This is a genomic window from Vibrio ordalii ATCC 33509, from assembly GCA_000257205.1.
Classification (GTDB): domain Bacteria; phylum Pseudomonadota; class Gammaproteobacteria; order Enterobacterales; family Vibrionaceae; genus Vibrio; species Vibrio ordalii.
The window spans coordinates 1-5,480 of record AEZC01000076.1; the positions used below are offsets into that span (position 1 = coordinate 1).

Genomic DNA, 5,480 nt, shown 5'->3' on the forward strand with positions numbered 1-5,480 from the left:
TTTGTTGAAAGCGCTGGTACTGTGAATTATCAAGTGGGCCGAAAGCCAGATCCCAAAGCAATATCTGTTGCTGAGCAGCGTGGCTATTCAATGTCAAATTTAAGAGCAAGGCAGGTTTGTTCTGAGGATTTCGAAAAATTTGATCTTATTTTTGCCTTAGATAAAGCCAACTTAGCGGATCTCATTGACATTTGTCCTGCTAGACATAAAGAGAAACTTTCACTGTTTCTATCGCATAGTCACATCGGTGTCACGGAAGTCCCTGATCCTTACAAAGGAAATATTCATATGTTTGAACGGGTTTTGGAACTGATAGAGAGCGGGGCTCAAGGGATCATCGAACATATATCTAAACAATATCAATTAAAGGAAAGTGCAATGAAACTTTGTGTGTAACACATAGAAAGTTTTATATGACTTTTTGATTACCCACCCAAAAAACAAAGCAACAGTTTGACAATTTATTTCTACTCATCGTTTGTAGTTAGATGATTAGATATGGGTGGTTAATAAGTTTTATCTTATATACATAAAGCAAAAAATGTGAAGAAAATGCGCATTCTAGAGGCGACATCTAGTGGCGGTAGCGTATTTAACCGTTGCTATTCACCATTTTATCTACCTTTTTTGAAGACATAGCGTTGAGCAGTTTGTTCTTAAAAGTCATTTAGTTTAGCCCAAGGAAATAAATAAAGTGAAAAAAATACTCATTGCGTTTGGTACACGACCTGAAGCAATAAAAATGGCGCCTCTAGTTCATCAGCTTAAACAAGATAACCGTTTCGATACAAAAGTATGTGTCACTGGCCAGCACAGGGAAATGCTTGACCAAGTTTTAGAGTTGTTTGAAGTGGTGCCTGATTTTGATCTTAATATCATGGAACCAGGGCAAACACTGACGACAGTAACGACTAAAATCCTGAACGGTATGGAAACGGTTCTAAAAGACTTTCAACCCGACATCGTCTTAGTTCATGGCGATACCGCTACAACGTTTGCGACTTCACTTGCTTGTTATTATCAGCAAATTGCAGTCGGCCACGTTGAGGCTGGGTTACGCACTGGCAATATTTATTCCCCTTGGCCTGAAGAAGCTAACCGCAAGCTTACGGGTGCATTGACTCACTACCATTTCGCACCAACGGCAACATCTCAACAAAATTTATTGGATGAAAATTATTGCCTCGAGAACATCCATATTACGGGGAATACTGTCATTGATGCTTTGCTTATGATCCGTAACAAGATCCACAACGAAAAAGATCTCAACGCTAAGTTAGCTCATCAGTTTCCGATGCTTGATAGCAATAAAAAGCTCATTCTTGTTACAGGCCACCGTCGTGAAAGTTTTGGTGATGGATTTGAGCGTATTTGTGAAGCCTTATCCATCACAGCAAAGCGTCACCCTAACTGTCAAATTCTTTATCCTGTACACCTTAATCCGAATGTTCAAGAGCCCGTCAATCGTCTTTTAAAAGGCATCGAAAACATTTTCTTAGTGGATCCACAACAGTATTTGCCCTTTGTCTATTTGATGGACAGAGCACACATCATTTTAACCGATTCCGGTGGTATTCAAGAAGAAGCACCGTCGCTAGGTAAGCCTGTATTAGTGATGAGAGATACCACCGAACGACCTGAAGCGGTAAGCGCGGGTACGGTCAAACTGGTTGGGACTAACACACAACTGATTTGTGAAGAGTTAGACCGGTTGCTTAGTGATGAGCGCGCTTACCAACTCATGAGTCAAGCACACAATCCATACGGTGATGGCAAAGCCTGTCAACGTATCGCCGACATTCTAGCAAGATAAGATTTAAGGAAAATAAGATGTTTAATAAAGTTTCTGTGATTGGTTTAGGGTATATCGGCCTGCCAACGGCTGCCGTTATAGCCTCGCGTGGTATTGAAGTGATTGGCGTAGATGTCAATCAACACGCTGTCGATACAATCAATAAAGGTGAAATTCACATTGTCGAACCGGATTTAGATATCGTAGTTCGAAGTGCAGTGATGACTGGTAAACTAAAAGCAACCGTGACAGCTGAGCCAGCCGATGCTTTCTTAGTGGCGGTACCCACACCATTTAAAGGTGACAATCACGAGCCCGATCTTAGCTATATCGAAGCGGCCGCTAAAGCGATTGCATCAGTTCTGGAAAAAGGCAACTTGGTGGTATTGGAAAGTACTTCCCCAGTTGGTGCGACAGAAAAGCTTTCTGCATGGTTAGCAGAGGCTCGCCCTGATTTAACTTTCCCACAGCATAAAGGTGATACCGCTGACATTAAAGTAGCGCATTGCCCAGAGCGAGTTTTACCGGGTTATGTACTACAAGAATTAGTCAGCAATGACCGAGTGATTGGTGGTATGAGTAAATCGTGTAGCGAGAAAGCGATGGCTCTGTATAAAACCTTTGTTAAAGGCGAATGCATCATCAGCAACTCTCGTACGGCGGAGATGGCGAAATTAACAGAAAACTCCTTTCGCGACGTCAATATTGCATTCGCGAACGAACTTTCCCTTATTTGTGAGAAATTAAAAATTAATGTTTGGGAATTAATTAAATTGGCCAACCGCCACCCTCGGGTCAACATATTAAACCCAGGACCAGGTGTTGGCGGGCACTGTATTGCAGTTGACCCTTGGTTTATTGTTAACAGCTGCCCAGAAGAAGCAAAACTGATTGCTGCTGCTCGTCATGTTAATGATGGTAAACCACACTGGGTCGTTGATCAGGTAAAACAAGCCGCAGATCAGTTCAAAAAACCAGTTATTGCCTGCCTAGGTTTGGCCTTTAAAGCCGATATTGATGATTTACGTGAGAGCCCAGCTTTAGACATCACTTTGCATTTAGCACAAGACAATATCGGAAAAATCTTAGCAGTAGAGCCAAATATCCACCAACTACCGGGTAAGTTAACAGAACATGATGTTGAGCTAGTCTCGCTAGAGCGTGCTTTAGAGTTAGCCAATATCGTTGTGGTGCTGGTTGATCATCGAGATTTTAAAGAAGCAGATAAAACGGCGTTTGCCAAGAAAGTCGTGATTGATACTCGTGGTGTTGTATAAAAGGAATTAAGATGAAAGTAACATTTTACGGTATTGGATATGTAGGCTTGGTGCAAGCGGCTGTCCTTGCCGATGCTGGCCATGACATTTGCTGCGTTGATATAGACGAAAGCCGCGTTGAAAATCTTAAAAAGGGCATTATTCCTATTTACGAGCCAGGTTTAACCGCATTGGTTGAGAAAAACTACCAAGAGGGACGCCTTAGCTTTACGACCGACCCCAAAGTTGGCGTGGATTTTGGCGATTTGCAGTTTATTGCGGTCGGCACTCCTCCAGATGAAGATGGCTCTGCGGATTTAAAGTATGTCCTTAAAGTGGCTGAAACGATTGCGACATATATGCAATCACCAAAAATTATTATTGATAAGTCAACTGTACCAGTAGGCACTGCAGATAAAGTTAAGAATACTATCCAAGCTATACTGGATAATAAAGGGTCTGAATTAACGTTTTCCGTCGTCTCTAATCCAGAGTTTTTAAAAGAAGGTGCGGCGGTTGATGATTGTAAGCGTCCTGACCGAATAGTGATTGGTACAGACTCAAGAGAAGCTGAAGAGTTAATGCGAGAGCTTTATGCTCCTTTTAATAGAAATCATGAAAAAATTATTGTGATGGATATTAAAAGTGCTGAACTTACTAAATATGCTGCGAATTGTATGCTTGCCACAAAAATTAGTTTCATGAATGAAATGGCAAATATTGCTGAGCGGGTGGGTGCAAACATAGAGCAAGTTCGCCAAGGGATCGGCTCTGATTCCAGAATTGGTTTTCAATTTATTTATCCTGGCTGTGGCTATGGCGGATCGTGTTTTCCTAAAGATGTACAAGCGCTAGTTCGCACTGCCGATGAAATAGGATATGAGTCTCAAATTCTCAAAGCCGTAGAAGCGGTGAATTATGCGCAGAAACATAAACTATTTGAATATATTACAAAAGAGTTTGGCCCTGATCTGTCGGGAAAAACATTCGCCATTTGGGGATTAAGTTTTAAACCAAATACGGATGATATGCGTGAAGCACCGAGTCGAGTATTGATGCAGCAGTTATGGGAGGCAGGAGCAAGAGTGCAAGCCTATGACCCAAAATCGATGGAGGAAACTCAGCGCATTTATGGGAGCCGAGAGGATTTAATGCTTATGGGCACAAAAGAAGCGTCACTAACAAACGCCGATGCATTGATTATTTGTACTGAATGGCAAAGCTTTAAAGCTCCAGATTTTGTCAAAATTAAAGAGCAATTAAAACAAGCCGTATTGTTTGATGGCCGAAATCTATTTGATCCGATACGGATGACCCAAAAAGGTTTTGTTTACTATAGTATCGGTAGGAATAAGTTGTCATAAATACAACTTAAAAACCTTCTCGAACAGAGATTTTAGGTCATAGGAATGACAAATAATAAAAAAAAGGTAACGATAGGGATCTGTACCTATCGTCGCCCTGAGCAATTAAAGGAATTATTGGTTTCAATATTTGAAGCAAATGACACCAGTGAATTTATCTTAACTATAGCCATAGTTGATAATGATGAAAACCGAAGTGCAAATGAAGTTGCAAGTCTATTTTATAATGAAAATATAAATGTAATGTATCATTGTGAGTTTTCAAGGAATATATCTGATGTGCGTAATAAATGCATTGGAATCGCAAATGATAATGAATCAGACTACATTCTTTTTTTAGATGATGATGAAACTATCTCACCTAATTACTTCATTAGTTTAGCCAAGATGCTTAATCAGTATGATACAGATGTTGTGATTGGTCCTGTGATAACTTGCTATTATCCGCAGACATCTCAATGGGTAATTGTTTCTAAACTCTTTGAAAGAGTTAGAAAAAAACAGGTACTATACTTTCTACTGGTAATACAGGGAATGCTCTTGTATCTATGGCATTAATAGAAAAAGTCGGACTATTCAATAGAGCATTTGGACAGTCTGGAGGAGAGGATTCTGAGTTTTTCTATCGGTGTAAGCAACATGGGGCAAAACTGACTTGGTGCGATGAAGCTGAAGTCTTAGAATATTTGTCTCTTGATAGAGCTAATTTACAGTATGCTATAAAAAGAGGCAGGAGGGGAGGGCAAACCTTTTCTAAAATAAGAAAAAATCATTATTCTCTAGATAAAAAAGCAATTATAATTACCACTAGATCAATAGTTGGACTATTTGGGGTGTTAGCTTCACTTCCACTTGTTGCTTTCACTGGGAAAAGAAAGGGAACTATTTTATTGGTAAATTCCATTGCTAGGCTCGGTCAAATTGAGGGATTGTTTGGCAGAGAGACTAAAATGTATGGTGAGTAAATTAATAAAATTATTTTATCAATTGTGTGGCGTGATTGATGTAGCAACAATAAGTGCGGCTAATTTTTTAATATCTTTTTTTATTATTAGAGAGTTAGGACCT

Annotated in this window: 6 protein-coding genes; all 6 read left to right on the forward strand. The window is 40.0% G+C overall.

Annotated features, from left to right (window positions below):
* A partial coding sequence (locus VOR_RS16780) for a low molecular weight protein-tyrosine-phosphatase (RefSeq protein WP_010318578.1) occupies nt 1-396 on the forward strand: 396 nt, incomplete at its 5' end.
* Nucleotides 397-694: 298 nt separating this feature from the next.
* Complete coding sequence (gene wecB / locus VOR_RS0104735) at nt 695-1,813, forward strand: non-hydrolyzing UDP-N-acetylglucosamine 2-epimerase (protein WP_010318579.1); 1,119 nt, start codon at nt 695-697, stop codon at nt 1,811-1,813.
* Between the two features lie 17 nt (nt 1,814-1,830).
* On the forward strand, nt 1,831-3,069 hold the full coding sequence (gene vpsB / locus VOR_RS0104740; RefSeq protein ID WP_010318580.1) for a UDP-N-acetyl-D-mannosamine dehydrogenase VpsB: 1,239 nt from the start codon (nt 1,831-1,833) through the stop codon (nt 3,067-3,069).
* Nucleotides 3,070-3,080: 11 nt separating this feature from the next.
* Nucleotides 3,081-4,412, forward strand: coding sequence for a UDP-glucose dehydrogenase family protein (locus tag VOR_RS0104745; RefSeq protein ID WP_010318581.1), 1,332 nt, complete (start codon nt 3,081-3,083; stop codon nt 4,410-4,412).
* 45 nt (nt 4,413-4,457) lie between these two features.
* Nucleotides 4,458-4,970, forward strand: a complete 513-nt coding sequence (locus VOR_RS19050) for a glycosyltransferase family 2 protein (protein WP_286118379.1) — start codon at nt 4,458-4,460, stop codon at nt 4,968-4,970.
* Entirely contained in the window at nt 4,961-5,377 is a 417-nt protein-coding gene (locus VOR_RS19055; protein WP_286118380.1) for a glycosyltransferase family 2 protein, read from the forward strand. The genes VOR_RS19050 and VOR_RS19055 overlap by 10 nt, the downstream gene beginning before the upstream one ends.
* The last annotated feature ends 103 nt before the right edge of the window (nt 5,378-5,480 follow it).

Bases quoted from the DNA above. Each gene is read 5' to 3' on its own strand.
- VOR_RS0104745 (WP_010318581.1), top strand. From the start codon at position 3,081: ATGAAAGTAACATTTTACGGTATTGGATATGTAGGCTTGGTGCAAGCG.
- VOR_RS19055 (WP_286118380.1), top strand. From the start codon at position 4,961: ATGGCATTAATAGAAAAAGTCGGACTATTCAATAGAGCATTTGGACAG.
- vpsB (WP_010318580.1), top strand. From the start codon at position 1,831: ATGTTTAATAAAGTTTCTGTGATTGGTTTAGGGTATATCGGCCTGCCA.
- VOR_RS19050 (WP_286118379.1), top strand. From the start codon at position 4,458: ATGACAAATAATAAAAAAAAGGTAACGATAGGGATCTGTACCTATCGT.